The 19,628-nt window shown below is 72.2% G+C and carries 11 protein-coding genes; 5 read left to right on the forward strand and 6 right to left on the reverse strand.

Annotated features, from left to right (window positions below; all coding sequences use genetic code 11):
- Window positions 1-180 precede the first annotated feature (180 nt).
- The 3 genes from AC0VYN_RS15545 to AC0VYN_RS15555 all read left to right on the forward strand — a co-directional run bounded on the left by AC0VYN_RS15545 (window position 181) and on the right by AC0VYN_RS15555 (window position 9,624).
- Window positions 181-2,775: a glycoside hydrolase family 127 protein gene (locus AC0VYN_RS15545; protein WP_475536891.1), complete on the forward strand. Its 2,595-nt coding sequence runs from the start codon at window positions 181-183 to the stop codon at window positions 2,773-2,775.
- A gap of 128 nt (window positions 2,776-2,903) precedes the next feature.
- The gene (locus AC0VYN_RS15550) at window positions 2,904-6,311 is read left to right on the forward strand and encodes a glycosylhydrolase-like jelly roll fold domain-containing protein (protein WP_475536501.1); all 3,408 of its coding nucleotides are present in this window, start codon (window positions 2,904-2,906) and stop codon (window positions 6,309-6,311) included.
- A gap of 46 nt (window positions 6,312-6,357) precedes the next feature.
- Window positions 6,358-9,624 (forward strand): family 78 glycoside hydrolase catalytic domain, encoded by a 3,267-nt coding sequence (locus AC0VYN_RS15555; protein ID WP_475536502.1) that lies wholly within the window; start codon window positions 6,358-6,360, stop codon window positions 9,622-9,624.
- Window positions 9,625-9,679: 55 nt separating this feature from the next.
- Here the strand turns inward: AC0VYN_RS15555 and AC0VYN_RS15560 are convergent, their stop codons facing one another.
- The 6 genes from AC0VYN_RS15560 to AC0VYN_RS15585 form a co-directional block, all read right to left on the reverse strand.
- Window positions 9,680-10,708: a LacI family DNA-binding transcriptional regulator gene (locus AC0VYN_RS15560; protein ID WP_475536503.1), complete on the reverse strand. Its 1,029-nt coding sequence runs from the start codon at window positions 10,706-10,708 to the stop codon at window positions 9,680-9,682.
- Window positions 10,709-10,785: 77 nt separating this feature from the next.
- Window positions 10,786-11,106 (reverse strand): L-rhamnose mutarotase, encoded by a 321-nt coding sequence (locus AC0VYN_RS15565; protein ID WP_475536504.1) that lies wholly within the window; start codon window positions 11,104-11,106, stop codon window positions 10,786-10,788.
- Between the two features lie 76 nt (window positions 11,107-11,182).
- Complete coding sequence (rhaS, locus tag AC0VYN_RS15570) at window positions 11,183-12,268, reverse strand: rhamnose ABC transporter substrate-binding protein (protein WP_475536505.1); 1,086 nt, start codon at window positions 12,266-12,268, stop codon at window positions 11,183-11,185.
- A 64-nt stretch (window positions 12,269-12,332) separates the two neighbouring features.
- Entirely contained in the window at window positions 12,333-13,364 is a 1,032-nt protein-coding gene (locus AC0VYN_RS15575; protein WP_475536506.1) for an ABC transporter permease, read from the reverse strand.
- Window positions 13,357-14,412: an ABC transporter permease gene (locus AC0VYN_RS15580; protein WP_475536507.1), complete on the reverse strand. Its 1,056-nt coding sequence runs from the start codon at window positions 14,410-14,412 to the stop codon at window positions 13,357-13,359. Before AC0VYN_RS15580 ends, AC0VYN_RS15575 begins: the two co-directional genes overlap by 8 nt.
- Window positions 14,409-15,938 carry a sugar ABC transporter ATP-binding protein gene (locus AC0VYN_RS15585; RefSeq protein ID WP_475536508.1) on the reverse strand — a complete coding sequence of 510 codons (1,530 nt, stop codon included), beginning with the start codon at window positions 15,936-15,938 and terminating at the stop codon, window positions 14,409-14,411. Before AC0VYN_RS15585 ends, AC0VYN_RS15580 begins: the two co-directional genes overlap by 4 nt.
- 360 nt (window positions 15,939-16,298) lie before the next feature.
- Here AC0VYN_RS15585 and rhaI point away from each other — a divergent pair, with 360 nt between their 5' ends.
- Window positions 16,299-17,465 carry an L-rhamnose isomerase gene (gene rhaI, locus AC0VYN_RS15590; protein ID WP_475536509.1) on the forward strand — a complete coding sequence of 389 codons (1,167 nt, stop codon included), beginning with the start codon at window positions 16,299-16,301 and terminating at the stop codon, window positions 17,463-17,465.
- Between the two features lie 64 nt (window positions 17,466-17,529).
- Window positions 17,530-19,575, forward strand: coding sequence for a bifunctional aldolase/short-chain dehydrogenase (locus tag AC0VYN_RS15595; protein WP_475536510.1), 2,046 nt, complete (start codon window positions 17,530-17,532; stop codon window positions 19,573-19,575).
- Window positions 19,576-19,628 lie beyond the last annotated feature (53 nt).

Here is a 19,628-nt window from a genome sequence, read left to right on the forward strand (position 1 = left end):
GTCGGAACCCTTGACTCGCCACAAGGTCACGCCTACTTTGCCGTCGGCTGACAAAAACGTTTCAACGCACACTGCGGTGCCGGCTGCAGGGCGTCCCTCCCGCCGCCCCGTGCACGTATCGGCCCGTCCCCGAACGGTCATCCCTCCCCGAAGGAGCCCGGCTTGTCCGTGCGACCCCATGTGCCCAGCCCCCCTGTGCCCAGCCCCACCCGACGCCGTGTCCTGACCGCCACGGCCGCCGCGGCCGCCACCACGGCGCTGCCCGCCACGACCGCCGAGGCGTCCGCCGCCGGCCCGGGCACCGGTTCACCGGCTGGTACCCGGGCCGGCGCCGGGCCGGCCGTGGAGGCCGTCCGGCCGGCGCTGGACCCGCTCCCGTTGTCCGCGGTCCGGCTCCTGGAGAGCCCGTTCCTCGCCAACATGCGGCGCACCTGCGCCTACCTGCTGTACGTCGACCCGGACCGGCTGCTGCACATGTTCCGGCTGAACGCCGGACTGCCGTCGGCCGCCCTGCCGTGCGGCGGCTGGGAGGCCCCGGACGTCCTGCTGCGCGGTCACACCACCGGCCATTTGCTGTCCGCCCTCGCCCAGGCACACGCCAACACGGGCGACGACGCCTACGCGGCGAAGGCCCGCCACCTGGTGGCGGCCCTCGCCGAGTGCCAGGCCCACGCCCCCGCCGCCGGGTACCGCCCGGGCTACCTCTCCGCCTTCCCGGAGAACGTCTTGGACCAGCTCGAGGCCGGAGGCAGGCCCTGGGCGCCCTACTACACGCTGCACAAGATCATGGCCGGGCTCCTCGACCAGTACCGGCTCAGCGGCAACGAGCAGGCCATGACCGTGCTGACCGGCATGGCCGCCTGGGTGGACTCCCGCACGGCACCCCTGCCCCACGACCGCATGCAGTCCCTGCTCCGCGTCGAGTTCGGCGGCATGAACGAGGTACTGACGAACCTGTACCTGGAGACCGGCGACCCCGCGCACCTGCGCACCGCGCGGCGCTTCGACCACGAGGAGCTGTACGGACCGCTGGCCGAGGGCCGGGACGAACTCGCGGGACGGCACGCCAACACCGAGATCCCCAAGATCGTGGGCGCGGCACGCAGTTACCGGGCGACGGGGGAGCGGCGCTACCTGGACATCGCGACCCACTTCTGGGAGACGGTCGTCCGGCACCACTCGTACGCCATCGGCGGCAACTCCAACCAGGAGCTGTTCGGACCGCCCGGTGAGATCGTCAGCCGGCTCTCCGAGGACACCTGCGAGAACTGCAACAGCTACAACATGCTCAAGCTCGGCAGGCAGCTCTTCCTGCTCGACCCCACGACCACCGCGTACATGGACCACTACGAGTGGACCCTCTACAACCAGATGCTCGGCGAGCAGGACCCCGACTCCGAGCACGGTTTCGTCACCTACTACACGGGCCTGTGGGCCGGTTCGCGGCGCCGGCCCAAGGGCGGACTCGGCGCCGCGCCGGGCAGTTACAGCAGTGACTACGACAACTTCTCCTGCGACCACGGCACGGGCCTGGAGACCCACACCAAGTTCGCCGACAGCATCTACTTCCGCTCCGCCGGGCCGGACCCGGAGCTGTACGTGAACCTGTTCGTCCCCTCCGAGGTGACCTGGCGGGAGACCGGGGTGACGCTGCGTCAGGAGACCGGCCACCCGGAGACCGACCGCACCCGGCTCACCGTCACGGACGGCGACGCGCGTTTCACCCTCAGGATCCGTGTCCCCGCCTGGCTCGCCGCCGGCGGCGGCCGGGCCGCGGTGCGCCTCAACGGCCATGCGGTCGGGGCGCCCGTCCGCGCGGGCCGGTACGTCACGATCCGGCGGCGCTGGCGACGCGGCGACACGGTGGAGCTGACCCTCCCGCGCGAGCCGGTGTGGCAGCCGGCCCCCGACAACCCGCAGGTCCGGTCGCTGTCCTACGGCCCCGTCGTGCTCGCCGGCGCCTACGGAACGACCGTGCTCGCGACCATCCCCGACATCCGGCCCGGCTCCCTACGGCCGGTGGCGGGCGTCCCGCTGGAGTTCACCGCCGTGGCCGACGGGCGGGAGGTCCCGTTGCGGCCGTTCTACAAGGTCCACCACCAGAACTACACCGTCTACTGGGCCGTCACCCCCCGCCCGGGCCGCGAACGCGACATCGCCCGCTACCGGCTCGACGAGGGCAGCGGCACCACGGCCGCCGACAGCACCGGCACCTTCCCCCGCGCGGTGCTGACCGGCGGCGCCGGCTGGACCACGGACGGCACCCGGACCGCGGTGCTCCTGGACGGGACGGACGGCCACGTCACGCTCCCCGAAGGGCTCCCCGCCGGACTGAGCGAACTGACGGTCGCCGTGCGCGTCCGCGTCGACACGCTCGCCAACTCGGCCCGCGTCTTCGACCTCGGCTACCACAAGGGTACCTACCTGTACCTCACGCCCCGCACCGGCGCCGGCCGGGCACGCGCCGCGCTGAAGATCTCCGGCATGGAGGGCGAGGACGTGATCGACGCGCCGGGGCCCCTGCCGCAGGGCCGGTGGATCCACGTCGCCGTCACCCTGGCGGGCGGCACCGGGATCCTGTACGTCGACGGAGCCGAGGCCGGCCGCAACACCGCCATGGTCACCAGCCCGCTGCTGCTCGGCGCCAGCACGCGCAACTACCTGGGCCGTTCGCAGAACTCCACGCATCCGTACCTGCACGGCGCGGTCGCCGACTTCCGCCTGCACAACCGTGCCCTGACGGCCGCCGAGGTGGCCGGACTCGCCGCCGGCTGACGACACCCCGGACGCACCCCGCACCCCGCACCCACCCGTGCCGGGCGGCACCGGACACGCCAAGTGCCCGGTGCCGCCCGGCACGGACCCGCCCGACCCGACGTCCCCACCCGAACGATGGAGTTCCCGTGTCCGAATCCGACCTGTCCAGACGCCGGTTCGTCGTGGCCGCCGGAGCGGCAGGAGCCGCCTTCGCCACCGGCCTGCCCGGCACCGCCGACGCCGCGCAGGCCGCCCGGCCGGCGGCCGCCGGGGCCGCCCGCACGGCCGGCTACGCCCCCGACGACTTCGCCGACCCGCGCCGGGACAGCCGGCCGACGGTCTACTGGTACTGGAACGGCCCCGTCACCCCCGAACTGGTCGAGACCCAGATGGCCGACCTCCGTGACAAGGGCATGTTCGAGGTCATCCTCTTCCCCTTCGACAACGCCGAGATGCGGCCGGTGTTCTTCACCGAGGAGTGGTTCGCGATCGTCGGCCACGTCCTGAAGGTCGCCGAGCGTACCGGCATGCGGGTCTGGCTGTTCAACGACGACCACTTCCCGAGCGGCCGGGCCGGCGAGTACATCGTCACGGGCGGCACAGTCGGCTCCCGCACCTACGCCCCCCGGCCGGACCTGCGGCTCAAGGCACTGTGGCGGTCCACCACCGTCGTCGAGGGGCCCGCCACCGCCGACCTCACCGCCACCACCGGCGTCGGCGTCGACACCGGCCGCCTGGTCGCCGACGCCGACGTCCTCGGCGGAGCCGCCGTACTGAGCGCGGGCGCGGGCTGGACCGACTGCACCGTCACCGGCAGCGCCAAGGCCGAACACGGCGCCGCCGGGCTCGTCGTCCGCGCCTCGGCCACCGGAACCGACGGCTGCGCCGTGGAGTTCGACCAGACCGGCGTCGTCACCGTCCTGCGCCTGGCCGACGGCACGGCACCGCAGGAGCTCGCGCGCAGCAGCCGCACCGACGGCTTCAACAAGACCAAGTTCCACACCCTCGTCGTCACCGTCCGCGGCGACAGCCTCACCGTCACCCTCGACGGCAAGGACAAGGGCACCGTCACCGACGCCGCCCGCACCACCGGCAGCGTGGGCGTGCGGGCCGTCGACGGGCAGCGCGCCCTGTGGGCGAGCCTGACCGTCACCGCCGCCGACGGCACCACCCTGTACGAGCAGGCCTTCGACGACCCGGCCGCCGCCGGCGGCTTCCCGGCCCGGACGCGGCCCGCGGGCACCGCGGCACCCGTCGCCGCGGTCGCCCGCCCCGTCGGTGCCGGCGGCACCGACCGCCTCGTCGAACTGACCGATGACCTCCGGGCCGGACGGCCCTGGAAGGTCCCCGCCGGCCGCTGGCAGATCGACGTCTTCGGCGGCAGCCCCCTGATCGACGACAGCCAGGGCTACAGCCGCAGCTACGTCGACCTGCTCGACGACGAACCCGTCGACCTGTTCCTCGACATGGTCCCGGGGGAGTACCACCGCCGCTTCGGCCGCTACTTCGGCAACGTCGTGCCGGGCTTCTGGGACGACGAGCCCTACTTCGCCTCCGCCGAGGCCCACTTCAAGCGACTGCCCTGGTCGCCGACGCTGCAGGACGCGCTGCACGCCGTCGGCGTCGAGCCGGGCACGGCGTACGCCTCGGCCTTCGACGACCTCGGCCGCGACGGCCGCATCGCCCGCGGACGGTACTGGCAGGCCGTCTCCGACCGGTTCGCCGTGTACTTCGAGAAGCAGTCCCGCTGGTACCAGAAGCGGAACGTCGCCCTCGTCACCAACCCGCTGTACGACGAGACGTCGCCGTCCAAGCGCATCGCCTCCACGGGCGACCTGCACAAGGTCCACCAGTGGGCGCAGGTCCCCGGCGGCGACATCATCACCGCCGAGTACGTGGCCGGCGAACCGACCATGATCCCGCGCAACCCGGTCGGCGTCGCCCACCAGATGGGCCGCGAACGCGTCCTGCTGGAGACCTTCGGCAACATGGGCTGGCAGGTCGCCCCCGACTTCGCCCGCGCCCTCGTCGGCGCCAACGCCGCCCGCGGCATCAACCTCACCGTGCTGCACGCACTGTGGACCGACGAGACCCGGGTGTACTTCCCCCCGCCCTTCGGACCGCGCGCCCCCTGGTGGTGGGCCATGGAGCCGCTCGCCGACTGGATCGGCCGCGTGATGGAGGTCGTCCGCGGCACCTCGGCGGCACGGACCGCGCTGATCCAGCCGCAGCGGGCGGCCGAGCAGTGGCGCGGCACCGACCGGCAGGGCGCCGTCGACAGCGCCCTGAGCGACACCGCGTACGCCCTGGAGGCCGCCCAGGTCGACTTCGACCTCGTCCACGAGGGAGCACTGAGCGGCGACCGGGGGCTCCTTGCCCACGCCACCGCCCGCGGCGGCCGGCTCACCGTCGGCGCGGCCCGCTACGACCTGGCCGTCCTGCCGCCGACCCCGACGCTCGACGCCGCCGCGGTGAGGACGCTCACCGACTTCGTGCGCGGCGGCGGAACCGTCGTCGCCGTCGGCGACCTGCCCGGGGACGAGGCGAACGGCGGCGACCGCGGCCTCGAACGCGCGCTGTCCGGGCTGTTCGGCGAGCGGATGCCCGGCAGCCGCCGCACCGGCGCCGGGACGGCCGTCCGCGTCGCCGACGTGGCCGGCCTTCGCGAGGCCACGCACGCGGCCGGCGTCGCCGCCGCGGTGCTCGAACCGCCCGCCGAGGCGGTCCGCGTCCTGCGCACCACCCGCGGCAAGGACATCGCCTTCCTCGTCAACAACGAGAGCGGACGGACCGTCGAGACGGTCGCCGCACTGCCGGCCACGGGCGTCCCGGAGCTGTGGGACCCCGCCACCGGCACCGCGCGTCCCGCACCCGTGTACCGCCGCGACCGGGGCAGGGACGGCCTCCGGGTACCGCTGCGCCTGCGCCCCTACGAGACGCTCGCGATCGTCGTCCGTGCCTCCACCCGGCCCGGCGCCCACCTCACCGACGCGCCCCTTCCGGTGGAGGACGTCACCGCGGGGAAGAACACGCTGCACGTCACCGCCGTCGCCGAGGCACCCGGCAGCTACCCGCTGGCGGGCACCGACGACCGGCACACCTACCGCGGCAGCGCCGAGGTCACCGACCCGCTGCACGCCGTGGACCTGGGTGGCGACTGGACGCTGACACTCGACAAGGACGGCGCCACGCCCGTCACCCGGCCCCTGGACAGCTGGACCGACCTGGACCCGCTGTTCTCCGGCAGCGGCACCTACACCACCGCCGTCGACCTGGACCGGCACACCCTCGACGGGCGCGGCTTCCGCCTCGACCTGGGCACGGTCCGGGAAGTCGCCGCCGTGACCGTCAACGGGACCGCACTGCCGCCGCTGCTGTGGAGCCCCTACACCGCCGACGTCACCGACGTCCTGAGGGCCGGCCGCAACACGATCACCGTCCGCGTCTCCAACACCCTCTCCAACGAACGCAAGAAGCCGCTGCCGTCGGGTCTGCTCGGGCCCGTGGCCCTGCGGCCGTACCGCCGCGTCACGGGAGTCCTGCACCGTGTCTGACCCGGCCGCGTCCGCCCCGCCCCCGCACACCCGCAAGGAGCACCCCATGCGCAGAGCGCTCACCCGGCGTGCCCACCGGCGCCCCGCCCTCCTGGTCGCCTCCGGCCTCACCGCACTCGTCACCGTGCTGCCCACGGCCGTCCACGCCGACGCCGGGCCCCCCGCCCGCGTCACGCCCGTCCAGCTGCGCACCCAGCACCTGACGCAGGCCCTCGGCATCGACGACACCACGCCCTACCTGAGCTGGAACATCACCAGCCGGGCCGCGGGCGTCGTGCAGTCCGCCTACCGGGTCCAGGCGGCCACCTCACTGAGCAGACTGAAGCAGGGCAGACCCGACCTGTGGGACTCCGGCAGAGTCCGCTCCGGCGTCCCGCAGACCACCTACGACGGCAAGCGGCTCGGCTCCCGCAGCCGCGTCTACTGGAGGGTCATGCTCTGGTCCGGCGACAGCGGCCGCGACTCGGGATGGAGCGACCCCGCCGTGTTCGAGACGGGCCTGACCGAGCGGCAGGACTGGGACGCGGACTGGATCACGCACCCGGACTGGCGGCTGAGCGAGCGCACCGTCGAGCCCGTCGTCGTCGACCTGCCGCGCACCACGGCCCGCTACGTCCGCCTCGACGTCACCCGGCTCGGCCTGCCCCTCGCCGACGACTTCCCCGCCGAGTCCTGGCGCCTCCAGCTCGGCGAGATCGACCTGCGCGACTCCGTCACCGGGGCCACCGGCCTCGCCAAGGGCGCCGCCGTGACCGCGTCGCAGACCGAAACCCTCCGCAAGACCTGGGAACCCGCCCTCGCCGTGGACGGACTGCCCAACAGCGCCCTGCAGACGGCCGCCGGATACTCCAGCCCGCCCCACACCGGCCCCGACGTCTCCGACGCGCCGATCGTGCTCACCCTCGACCTCAAGTCGGCCAGGACCTTCGACCGGATCGCCCTGTACCCGCGCGCCGACGTCCTCACCGACGACGGCAGGGTGCCGAACTTCCCCGTCGACTACACCGTCTCCACCGGTGACGCGGCCACCGGCCCCTTCACCCCGGCCGCCCGGGTCGGCGGACAGCGGCCGCCCACGCCGTACCTCCCCGCCGGTATGCCGCTGTTCACCAAGGACTTCGCCCTGCCGAAGAGCGTGCGCAGCGCCCGGCTGTACGTGTCCGGCCTCGGCATCCACGATGCGAGCATCAACGGCGAGCCGGTCGGCGACGCCGTCCTCGAACCCGCCAACACGGACTACGCCGAACGCGTCCAGTACGCCACCTACGACGTCACCGACCGGCTGCGCCCCGGCCGCAACACCATCGGCGTCGAGCTGGGCAACGGCATGGCCAACGTCGTCAGCACCGCCGACCGGTACCGCAAGCTGTACGGCAACCTCAGCGACCCCAAGCTCGTCGCCCAACTGGAGATCACCCTCGCCGACGGCACCGTGCGCCGCATCGCCAGCGGCGGCGACTGGCGCACCACCCTCGGCGCGACCACCTCCACCAACTGGTACGGCGGCGAGGAGTACGACGCCCGCCGCGCGATCCCGGACTGGAACAAGCCCGGCCAGGACCGCGGCGCCTGGAAGGCGGCGGCCACCGTGTCCGGACCCGGCACGGCCGCGCGCCCCGCCGCCCTCAGCGCCCGGGAGACCGAACCCGTCCGCGTGATCGAGACGCTCACCGGCAAGGAGGTCGAGGGAGCCGCCGAGGGCAGCCGCGTCTTCGACGTGGGCCGCAACATCGCCGGCTGGCCGGAGATCACCGTCACCGCCCCGGCCGGCACCGACATCCGCATCCTGCCCGCGGAGAGCCTCAAGGACGGCCACGCCTTCCAGTCCATCAGCAACGTCGGCGGCCCCCTGTGGGACACCTACACCACCCGCGGCGGCCGCTCCGAGACCTGGCACCCCCGGTTCGGCTACCACGGCTTCCGGTACCTGGAGCTCAAGGGGCTGCCGGAGAACGCGACCGTCACCGTGCGCGGCAAGGTCCTGCACACCGACAACGCCTCCTCGGGCGACTTCACCAGCTCGAACGAGCTCGTCAACGGCATCCACTCGATCATCCGCCGGTCGATCGAGGGCAACATGATGAGCGTCCTCACCGACTGCCCGAGCCGCGAGAAGCTCGGCTGGCTCGAACAGAACCAGCTGCTCTTCCCCGTCCTCACCGGCAACTACGACATGGAGGCGTACTTCCGCAAGCTGGTGCGCGACATGTCCGACGCCCAGACCGAGGACGGGCTGATCCCGAGCACCGTCCCCGAGTACACGAACCTGCCGGGCGGCTACCGCAACGACGCCAACTGGGGCGGCGCCTTCGTCCTCGTGCCCTGGCAGCTCTACACCACCTACGGCGACCGGGACACGCTCGGCACCTACTACCCGCAGATGAAGCGGTACGTGTCGTTCCTGGAGCAGCAGGTGAAGGACGGCATCCTCGACTACGGCCTCGGCGACTGGTTCACCCCCGACAGGACGTTCCCGCGCGCCGTGGCCGGCACCTACGGCTACTGGCGGGTCGTCGACGCCATGAGCCGCATCGCCGCCGTCCTCGGCGACGAGGACGGCGCGGCCTCCTACCGTGCCAAGGCCGACGCCAGTGCCGAGGCCCTGACCGCCAGGTACTACGACCGGGCGACCGGCACCTTCGGTGGCGGGGGCCACGGCGCGGAAGCCCTCGCCCTGGACATGGGCGCCGTCCCGGACGGCGAACGCGAGCGGCTGCTCGGCCACTTCGTCCGCAGCGTCGAGGAGGCCGGCCACCACCTGGTGCTGGGCGAGATCTCGCTGCCGGCCGCCTTCCGCGTGCTCTCCGCGGCCGGCCGTGACGACGTCGTCCACGAGATTGCCACGCAGACCACCAGCCCCAGCTACGGCTACCAGGTCCTCGCGGGCAACACCACGCTCGGCGAGTCCTGGGACGGGGGCCCCGGCCAGTCGCAGAACCACTTCATGCTCGGCGCCATCGACGCCTGGTTCACCGACCGGGTGGCCGGCATCGAACAGGCCCCCGGTTCGATCGGCTACCGCAAGCTGCTGATCGATCCGGCCGTCGTCGGCGATCTCACCTCCGCGTCGGGCTCCTACCGCACCCCGTACGGCACCGTGAGCACCGACTGGAAGCGCGACGGCGACCAGTACCGGCTGCGGCTGAGCGTGCCCGCCGGCAGCACGGCCGAGGTCCACGTGCCGTTCACCGGGGGACGCGTCGCCGCCCCGGCCGGAGCGAAGCCGCTGCGGACGGAGGGGAGCGAGGCCGTCTACGAGGTCGGCTCGGGCGACTGGACCTTCACGTCGCACTACGCGGCCGACGCCTCCTGAACCACCGGCGGCGGTGGCGTCCCACGACGCCACCGCCGCCGTGTTCCGCGCGCGGTCAGCGGCTGGGCAGGCTGGAACCGCGGACGACGAGCTCGGGCTGGAGGACCAAGTGCCGGTGCCGGTGCTCGTCCGACCGGTCACCGGCCTCCTGGAGCAGCAGGTCGGCCGCCAGCGCGCCCATGGCGCGGGCCGGCTGACGGACGGACGTCAGCGGAACGGTGGCCGCCGCGGCGAACTCGATGTCGTCGTACCCCACGAGGGCCAGGTCGTCCGGGACCTTCACACCGGCCGTGTACATGAACTGGAGCACGCCGAGGGCCAGCAGGTCGTTGGCGCAGAAGACCGCGGTGGGCCGCGCCGCCAGACCCAGCAGCCTGGCCCCCGCGTCACGTCCGGCGGCCACGTCGAGACGCTCGGTGGGGAGTTCCCGCAGCGCGGTGGGCGGCAGGCCGGCCTCGGCGACGGCATTCAGGGCCCCCGCCCTGCGGTCCTGGATCTGCCTGAGATGCGGCGGTCCGCTGACGAAGGCGATGGAGCGGTGCCCGGCACCGGTGAGGTGCCGGACCGCCATGGCACCGCCGGCGATGTCGTCGACCGAGACGGAGCAGCCCGGTTCGTCCCCCGCCACCCGGTCCACGATCACGTAGGGAATGCCGTGCCGGCGGAACTCGCCCAGACTCCGTCTACTGGGGTCGGCGGGCGTGACCAGCACCCCGCGGACCCGCTGCTCGGCGAAGAGGTCCAGGTACTCGGCCTCCTTCCGCGCGCTCTGCGCACTGTTGCACAGCGTGACGGCGAGACCCGCGTCCCGGGCCGTGCGCTCCGCTCCCTGGGCCAGGTCGACGAAGAACGGGTTGCCCATGTCCAGGACGAGCACCGCCACGACACGGCTGCGGCCCGCCCGCAACTGCCGGGCGGACTCGCTGCGCACGTATCCCAGGCGCGCGATCACCTGCTCCACATGACGCCGTGTCCGCTGCGAGACGCGGCCGGGCTGGTTGAGCACATTGGACACCGTGCCGACGGAGACGCCCGCCTCCCGTGCCACGTCCTTGATGCCGACCGCCGGCGTGGAGTGCGTCATGTGTGTTGTTCCCTGCTGTCCATTCCCCGCCGTCGTACGGGCGCGGGGATGCGTTCGTCCTGCGGAGCCGGGAGGGCTCACGCCAGGTGGAAGACCTCGGTGAGGGGGCGCATGGCGGCATCGGGCGCCTGCCCGTCGAGTTCCTCGAAGAACTCCGCCATCTCCGCCTGCCACCGGGCGTTCACCTCGGTGGCGTCCATGGCCGCGCGGGCCGCCTCGAAGTCGTCGGTCTCCAGATAGCCGACGAGCAGGCCGTCCTCCCGCAGGAAGAGGCTGTAGTTGCGCCAGCCGGCCGCGGTGAGGGCGGCGCGCATGTCGTCCCACACCTCCCGGTGGCGCTCGCGGTACTCGGCGGCCCTCTCCGAGCGGACCTTCAGAAGGAAGCAGACACGTTGCATCGGATCACCTCGCTGCCGGCGGTGGGGCCCCGGCGATCGCCGGGGCCCCACCGCACGTTCCGGGAGTCGTTACGGGTCAGAAGTCGTACTGGTCGATGTTGGCCTTGTCGAAGACGGTCGGCTCGCCCGGCGAGACGACACCGTCCTCGCCCAGGGTGAAGCTCCCGAGGTCACCGGCCTTGAGGGTCTCGCCCTTCTGCCCGGTGATCTGGCCGGACTCCAGGGCGACCGCCGCGTGGGCGGCCAGCGCGCCGAGCTTCGCCGGGTCCCACAGCTCGAACGCCTCGACGGTGCCGTTCTTCACGTAGGCGCGCATGTCGTTCGGGGTGCCGAGGCCGGTGAGCTTGACCTTGCCCTTGTACTTGGAGCCGGACAGGTACTGGGCGGCGGCCTTGATGCCCACGGTGGTGGGGGAGATGATCCCCTTCAGGTTCGGGTACTCCTGGAGCAGGCCCTGGGTCTGCTGGAACGACTTCTGGGCGTCGTCGTCCCCGTAGGCGACCTTGACCAGCTTGACGTCCTTGTAGGCGGGCTTCTTCAGCTCCTCCTTCATGACGTCGATCCAGGCGTTCTGGTTCGTCGCGGTCTGCGCGGCGGACAGGATCGCGATCTCGCCCTTGCCGCCGATCTGCTTGGCCAGCAGTTCGACCTGGGTGCGTCCGAGGTCCTCGGTGGAGGCCGGGGAGACGAACACCTGGCGGCAGTCCTTGTTGGTGTCGGAGTCGTAGGTGACGACGCTGACACCGTTGCGCATGGCCTGCTTGAGCGCGGTGCACAGGGCGCCGGGGTCCTGCGCGGAGACGGCCATGGCGTCGACCTGCTGCTGGGTCAGGGTGTTGACGTAGCTGACCTGGCCGGCGGTGTCGGTGCCGCTGCTGGTACCGACCTCCTTGTAGCTGGAGCCCAGCGCCTCCAGGGCCTTCTTGCCGCCGGAGTCGGCGGTGGTGAAGTAGGGGTTGTTGACCTGCTTGGGCAGGTACGCGACGGTGAGGCCCTTCTTCGTCGCGGCGTCCGGGTCGGCCTTGCCGACCGCCGCGCTGCCGCCGTCCTTGGACGCGTCGTCCTTGGTGGTGCCGCCGCAGGCGGTGGCACCGAGGGCGAGCGCGGTGACGGTGGTGAGGGCGAGGGTGAGGCGACGCGACCTGGCGGTGGTGCCGAACATGGGAACTTCCTTTACGTGTACGGACGGTGGGCCGGAGAGGTTCCGGGACGTGAAGAGGGAGGGCCTAGGAGGACGGGGCCGTCACCGGTGGGGAGGCGGCCGTCCGCCCCCGGGCGCGGGCCTGTGAGATCTGCCGGCCGATCCGCGGAGCGAGCACGGAGACCACCAGCAGCACGCCGGTGGCCACGGTCTGGGACTGGGCGGAGACGTTCAGCAGGCTCATGACGTTCTGCATCGTGCCGAGCAGGAACACCCCGGCGACGGCGCCGCCGAGCGTGCCCTTCCCGCCGTCGAAGTCGATACCGCCGAGCAGCACCGCGGCGATCACGGACAGTTCGAGTCCGGTGGCGTTGTCGTAGCGGGCGCTGGCGTAGTGCAGCGTCCAGAAGACACCGGTGAGGGCGGAGACCACACCCGTGGAGACGAACATGGCCAGCTTGAGCCGCTTGACCCGGACGCCGGCGAAGCGTGCGGCCTCCTCGGAGGCCCCGACGGCGAACAGCGACCGGCCGAAGCGCGTGGCGTGCAGCAGGACGACGGCGATGGCCAGCAGCACGACGAACGGCACGGCGGCGTACGGCAGGAAGGTGTCACCGAACCGTCCGGCACCGAAGTCCAGGTACTGGGCCGGGAAGTCGGTCACCGAGTCGGAGCCGAGCACGATCTGGGCGATGCCCCGGTAGGCGCCGAGCGTGCCGATGGTGACGGCCAGCGACGGCAGTCCGAGCCGGGTCACCAGGAGCCCGTTGACGAGGCCGCACACCACGCCGAGCAGCACGCACAGCGGGATGATCGTCTCGATCGCCATGCCGGCGTTCCACAGTGCCCCCATCACGGCGCTGGAGAGGCCCGCGGTGGAGGCCACCGAGAGGTCCACCTCGCCGGACACCACGAGCATCGCCATGGGCAGGGCGATCAGCGCGATGGGCAGGGTGTTGCCGATGAGGAAGGACACGTTGAGGGCGTTGCCGAAGTTCTCGACGAACGAGAACGAGCAGATCAGCAGGACGACCAGCAGGAGGCCGACCGAGGTGTCCCAGCGCACCGCCCCGCCGATGCGGGAGAGCGCGGGGGACTTGGCGGTGGTGTCAGGCATGGCGGGCACTCCTCGTCCGTGCGGCCTTCTTGCGCAGCGCCCCGGCGACTCGCAGCGCCAGGATCCGGTCGACGGCGATGGCGAGCAGCAGCAGGAAGCCGTTGATGGCGGTGACCCAGACCGAGCTGACGCCCAGGGCAGGGAGCACACCGTTGATGGAGGTCAGCAGGACCGCGCCGAGCGCGGCACCGTAGACGGTGCCCGAGCCGCCGGTGAAGGCGACGCCGCCGACGACCACGGCGCTGACCACGATGAGCTCGTAGCCGTTGCCGGTGTTGGAGTCGACGTTGCCGAACCTGGCGAGGTAGAGGGCGCCCGCCAGTCCGGCGAGCGCGCCGCACACCACGTAGGCCGTCATGATGCGGGCCCGGATCGGGATGCCGGCGAGCCGGGCGGCCTCCGGGTTGGACCCGAGGGCGTACATGTCGCGGCCGCTGCGGTAGCTGCGGAGGAAGTAGGCGACGACGACCAGCACGACGACGGTGAGCAGGGCGAGGTAGGGCACCACGGAGATGCCGTCGTGGCCGAAGTCGACGAAGCCGCCGGGCAGGTCGCTCGCGGTGATCTGGCGCGAGCCGACCCAGATCGAGTCGATGCCGCGGACGATGTACAGGGTGCCCAGGGTCACCACCAGCGCCGGCACCTTGCCGAGGCTCACCAGCGCGCCGTTGACGACGCCGAACAGCGCGCCGATCGCCACCGCCAGCAGGACGGCGACGATCGCGTTGCCGCCGTCCTGGAGGTAGAGCCCCGCGGCGAAGGCGGAGATGCCCAGCACCGAGCCGACCGACAGGTCGACGTTGCGGGTGATCACCACCACCGCCTGGCCGATCGCGACCAGGACCAGGATGGTCGTGTTCAGCAGCAGGTCCTTGATGCCCTGCTGCGACAGGAACTCGCCGTTGGAGAGCTGGGTGGCGCCGAGCATGACCACCAGCACGGCGATCACGGCCAGTTCGCGGGCCTTGAAGATCCTGTCCATGAGCCGTCGTGCGGTGACGGACTCGGGTGCGGCGTCCTGCCGCACCGGCTCGACGGTCGTGGTCATGCCACCTTCCTCTCTCGGTCGGCGCGGCCGGTGGCGGCTGCCATCACGGTCTCCTCGGTGGCCTCGGCGCGGGGGATCTCGGCGGTCAGCCGGCCCTCGTGCATCACCAGGACCCGGTCGGCCATGCCCAGGATCTCCGGCAGGTCGGAGGAGATCATCAGCACGGCCACGCCGTCGGCGGCCAGCGAGGACAGCAGGCGGTGCACCTCGGCCTTGGTCCCCACGTCGATGCCGCGGGTCGGCTCGTCGACGATCAGCACCTGAGGTGCCGTGGCGAGCCACTTGGCGAGGACGACCTTCTGCTGGTTGCCGCCCGAGAGCGTCCCGACGACGTCGGCCAGCCGGGCGTACTTCACCTGCAGTCTGGTGGCCCAGTCCACGGCGCGGCTGCGTTCGGCCCGGCGGTTCATCAGCCCGGCACGGGACGTGGCCGCGAAGCCGGTGAGGCCGATGTTGCGCTCGATGGACATGTCCATCACCAGGCCCTGGGCGCGGCGGTCCTCGGGCACCAGGGCGATGCCCGCGGCCATGGCGACGCTGGGCGCGCCCGTCGGCAGCTTCCGGCCGAGCATCTCGACCTCACCGCCGTCGAAGCGGTCGATGCCGAAGACGGCCCGGGCCACCTCGCTGCGGCCCGCCCCGACCAGTCCGGCCAGGCCGAGGATCTCGCCGCGGCGGACGTCGAAGGAGACGTCGGTGAACACGCCCTCGCGCGTCAGCCGGCGCACGCTGAGGGCGACTTCGCCGATCCGGGTCTCCTGCTTGGGGTAGAGCTCCTCGAGATCGCGGCCGACCATGCGCCGGACCAGGCCGTCCTCGTCGAGGTCGGAGAGGGGCTCACTGGCGATCCAGGCACCGTCCCGCAGCGTGGTGACCCGCTGGCACAGCTCGAAGATCTCCTCCAGGCGGTGCGAGATGAACAGCACCGCCGACCCCTGCTCGCGCAGCGTCCTGACCACGCCGAACAGCCGGGCCACCTCGCTGCCGGTGAGCGCCGCCGTCGGTTCGTCCATGATCAGCACGCGGGCGTCGAAGGAGAGGGCCTTGGCGATCTCGACGAGCTGCTGGTCCGCGATGGAGAGACCGCGCGCCGGCTGGTCGGGGTCGAGCGCGACACCGAGACGGGAGAAGAGGTCGGACGCCGCCTGCGTGACGGCGCGGTGGTCCACCCGGCCCAGCGAGCGGCGCGGCTGCCGCCCGATGAAGATGTTCTCCGCGACGGACAGATCCGGGAAGAGCGTCGGCTCCTGGTAGATGACGGCGATCCCGGCGTCGCGGGCGTCGGCCGGACCGTGGAAGTCCACCGGCTCGCCGTCGAGGAGGACCGTGCCGGTGTCCGGACGGTGCACGCCCGCGAGCGTCTTGATCAGGGTGGACTTGCCGGCGCCGTTCTCGCCCGCCAGGGCGTGGGCCTCGCCCGCGTGGAGTCGCAGCGAGACGCCGCGCAGGGCCCGCACGGCGCCGAAGGATTTACTCACTCCCTCCAGGGCGAGGACCGGAGTGGTCTCCGGTTCGGGATGAGTCATGGGTTCTCTCCAGTACGTGTGCCGGGCGGGACCCCGAGCTGTGAAATGTTTCAACGGGGTTGCCCGGAAGCTAGCTTCAGCCCGTCCGGAACGTCAAGGGTCTGCGCACCACCCGGTCGGCAGAAGTTGCGGACGGGCTGGGCGGAGGCCTTCAGGAGCCCCGGTGAACTGCACAGTCATCTGCTGTCCGGCCTGCCGGGGCGCCGTGTGCCCGGGGTTCGGCGACCGCTTCACCGGGGTTTCCGCGGCCCCTTGACGGGGTTGCGGTCAAGGGCTAGTTTCAGCGGCAGCCTGAATCGATTCACACGACGGTCCTTCCAGTGCCCCGCGACGGCACAACTCGCGTCTTCAGAGGTGGACATGCCTGACATCACTGCCGTGAAATCCGCACTCGCCGACCAGCGGGTCGAGACGCCTTCCTGGGGCTACGGCAACTCCGGAACGCGTTTCAAGGTGTTCGCGCAGCCCGGCGTGCCGCGCACACCGCGCGAGAAGCTGGACGACGCGGCCAAGGTGCACGAGTTCACCGGCATCACCCCCCGGGTGGCGCTGCACATCCCGTGGGACAAGGTGGACGACTACGCGGCGCTCGCCGCCCACGCGAAGGACCGCGGGCTGGAACTGGGCGCCATCAACGCCAACGTGTTCCAGGAGGACGACTACAAGCTCGGCAGCGTGTGCCACCCCGACGCCACCGTGCGGCGCAAGGCGCTCGCGCATCTCATGGAGTGCGTCGACATCATGGACGCCACCGGCTCACGCGATCTGAAGCTGTGGTTCGCCGACGGCACCAACTACCCCGGCCAGGACGACGTCGCGGCCCGCCAGGACCGCCTGGCCGAAGCCCTCCGGGCCGTCTACGAGCGCCTCGGCGAAGACCAGCGGATCCTCCTGGAGTACAAGCTCTTCGAGCCCGCCTTCTACACGACCGACGTCCCCGACTGGGGCACGGCGTACGCGCACTGCCTCAAGCTCGGCGACCGGGCGCAGGTCGTCGTCGACACCGGCCACCACGCGCCCGGCACCAACATCGAGTTCATCGTGGCGGTCCTGCTGCGCGAGGGGAAGCTGGGCGGCTTCGACTTCAACTCCCGCTTCTACGCCGACGACGACCTGATGGTCGGCTCCGCCGACCCCTTCCAGCTCTTCCGGATCATGCACGAGGTCGTCAAGAACGGCGGACTCGCCCCCGACGCCGGCGTCGCCTTCATGCTCGACCAGTGCCACAACATCGAGGCCAAGATCCCCGCCGTCATCCGGTCCGTGATGAACGTGCAGGAGGCCACCGCCAAGGCCCTGCTCGTCGACGCCGAGGCGCTGACCGCTGCGCAGGCCGAGGGCGACGTCCTGGCCGCCAACGCCGTCCTCATGGACGCGTACAACACCGACGTGCGCCCGCTGCTGGCCGAGGTCCGCGAGGAGCGGGGCCTGCACCCCGACCCGGTCGCCGCCTACCGCGCGAGCGGCTGGCAGGAGCGGATCGTCGCCGAACGCGTGGGCGGCGAGCAGGCCGGCTGGGGCGCGTAACCGCCCCCGGAGCACCCGCGCCCCCGCATCCCCGTCGTCATCCCCTCCAGAAGGAAAGATCATCATGGCTTCCGCCATCCACCCCGAAGTCGCCGGGCTCCTGGCGCGCTCGCACCGGCTGGGTTCGGACCCCCGCAACACCAACTACGCCGGCGGCAACACGTCCGCCAAGGGCACCGCCACCGACCCGGTCACCGGCGGCGAGACGGAACTGCTGTGGGTCAAGGGCTCCGGCGGGGACCTGGGCACGCTGAAGCCCGAGGGACTGGCCGCGCTGCGACTCGACCGGCTGCGCGCGCTGAAGGACGTCTACCCCGGCGTCGAGCGCGAGGACGAGATGGTCGCCGCCTTCGACTACTGCCTGCACGGCAGGGGCGGCGCCGCGCCCTCCATCGACACCGCCATGCACGGCCTGGTCGACGCGGCCCACGTGGACCACCTGCACCCCGACTCCGGGATCGCGCTGGCCTGCGCGGCCGACGGCGAGAAGCTGACCGCCGAGTGCTTCGGCGGCAAGGTCGTCTGGGTGCCGTGGCGGCGCCCCGGCTTCCAGCTCGGCCTGGACATCGCCGCCGTCAAGGAGGCCAACCCGGGGGCCGTCGGCTGCGTCCTCGGCGGCCACGGCGTCACCGCGTGGGGCGCCACCTCCGAGGAGTGCGAGGCCAACTCGCTCCACATCATCCGCACCGCCGAGGCCTTCCTCGCCGAGAAGGGCCGCCCCGAACCCTTCGGCCCGGTCACCGAGGGCTACGCGCCCCTGCCCGACGAGGAGCGCCGCGCCCGCGCCGCCGCCCTCGCCCCGCACATCCGCGCCCTAGCCTCCGCCGACCGCCCGCAGGTCGGCCACTTCACCGACGACGACGTCGTGCTGGACTTCCTCTCCCGCGCCGAGCACCCGCGCCTCGCCGCCCTCGGCACCTCCTGCCCCGACCACTTCCTGCGCACCAAGGTCCGCCCGCTGGTCCTGGACCTGCCGGCCGACGCCCCGCTGGAGCAGGCCGTCGCCCGCCTGGCGGAGCTGCACACCGAGTACCGCGCCGAGTACCGGGCCTACTACGAGCGGCACGCCGTCCCCGGCTCGCCCGCCATGCGCGGCGCCGACCCCGCCGTCGTCCTCGTGCCCGGTGTGGGCATGTTCTCCTTCGGCAAGGACAAGCAGACCGCCCGGGTCGCCGGCGAGTTCTACGTCAACGCCATCAACGTGATGCGCGGCGCCGAGGCCGTCTCCTCCTACAGCCCCATCGAGGAGTCGGAGAAGTTCCGCATCGAGTACTGGGAGCTGGAGGAGGCCAAGCTGCGCCGGATGCCCGCGCCCAAGCCGCTGGCCACCCGCGTCGCCCTGGTCACCGGCGCCGGCTCGGGCATCGGCAAGGCCATCGCCCACCGGCTCGTCGCCGAGGGTGCCTGCGTGGTCGTCGCCGATCTCGACGCCCGGGGCGCGGCAGCCGTGGCCGAGGAACTCGGCGGACCCGACCGGGCCGTGGCCGTCACGGTGGACGTCACCAGCGAGGACCAGATCACCGCCGCGTTCGCCGAGGCGGTGCTCGCCTTCGGAGGCGTCGACCTGGTCGTCAACAACGCCGGCATCTCCATCTCCAAGCCGCTGCTGGAGACCACGGCCGCGGACTGGGACCTCCAGCACGACATCATGGCCCGCGGTTCCTTCCTGGTCTCCCGCGAGGCTGCCCGGGTGATGACCGCACAGAAGCTCGGCGGCGACATCGTCTACATCGCCTCCAAGAACGGCGTCTTCGCGGGTCCCAACAACATCGCCTACGGGGCGACCAAGGCCGACCAGGCACACCAGGTGCGCCTGCTGGCCGCCGAACTCGGCGAGCACGGGATCCGCGTCAACGGCGTCAACCCCGACGGCGTCGTCCGCGGCTCCGGCATCTTCGCCGGCGGCTGGGGCGCCAAGCGGGCCGCCGTGTACGGCGTGGAGGAGGAGAAGCTGGGCGAGTTCTACGCCCAGCGCACGCTGCTCAAGCGCGAGGTGCTGCCCGAGCACGTGGCGAACGCGGTCTTCGCCCTGACCGGCGGTGACCTGACCCACACCACCGGGCTGCACGTCCCGGTGGACGCGGGTGTCGCGGCGGCGTTCCTGCGCTGACCCCGCAGCGCCCCGACGCCCGCGCGTCACGCGCGGCTGCGTCGGGGCGCTTA

The sequence above is a fragment of the Streptomyces sp. 63XJN7_1_ISO-PGPR-S23-121 genome (assembly GCF_056173025.1).